Annotated in this window: 2 protein-coding genes; both read right to left on the minus strand. The window is 57.6% G+C overall.

Features of this window, described 5'->3' with window-relative positions:
* On the minus strand, positions 1–251 hold a 251-nt coding region (locus EZI54_RS24090; protein WP_131484362.1), incomplete at its 3' end, for a hypothetical protein.
* Positions 241–467 (minus strand): transposase domain-containing protein (locus EZI54_RS24095; protein WP_131484363.1); only part of this gene is annotated, 227 nt, incomplete at its 5' end. The genes EZI54_RS24095 and EZI54_RS24090, both read right to left, overlap by 11 nt.

The raw sequence follows: 467 nt of genomic DNA on the forward strand, positions 1-467 counted from the left end.
GGCCTCAATAACTCCGGCGAGACCTTGTATTGCTTGGTGCCATCCTCGGCCAACACGATCACACTCTTGCGGTTGATCTTGGTGACGATCCCCAACACCGGGCCCTCCCGGCCCTCGAAGGTCACCTTCAGGCCAACCCGCAACTGACTCAGTGCCTGGAGATTTTCCTGATCCCGCAGTTCATCAATGCGCTGGCAGATATATTGATTCAGTTCCAGCAACTGGTCGATGCTCATGTCTTCAATGCGCACGAACGGTGGCCTCCGGCTGTTTGTTCTGTCGGTCAGGATGGCGTGGGTCGATCAGCGCTCGTAACGGGTTTTCGGCGAACCGGGTTTTCCAGTGGCGTGGGGTCAGGTCGCTGACTTCACTGGCCGGGTGCTGGCTGATGCGTTGCAACACGTCCACCAGGTAGGTGTAGGGGGTAATATCGTGCAGCTTGCAGGTGCTGATCAGGCTCTGGATGA

Source organism: Marinobacter halodurans, from assembly GCF_004327985.1.
In the GTDB taxonomy this organism is placed as follows: Bacteria; Pseudomonadota; Gammaproteobacteria; order Pseudomonadales; family Oleiphilaceae; genus Marinobacter_A; species Marinobacter_A halodurans.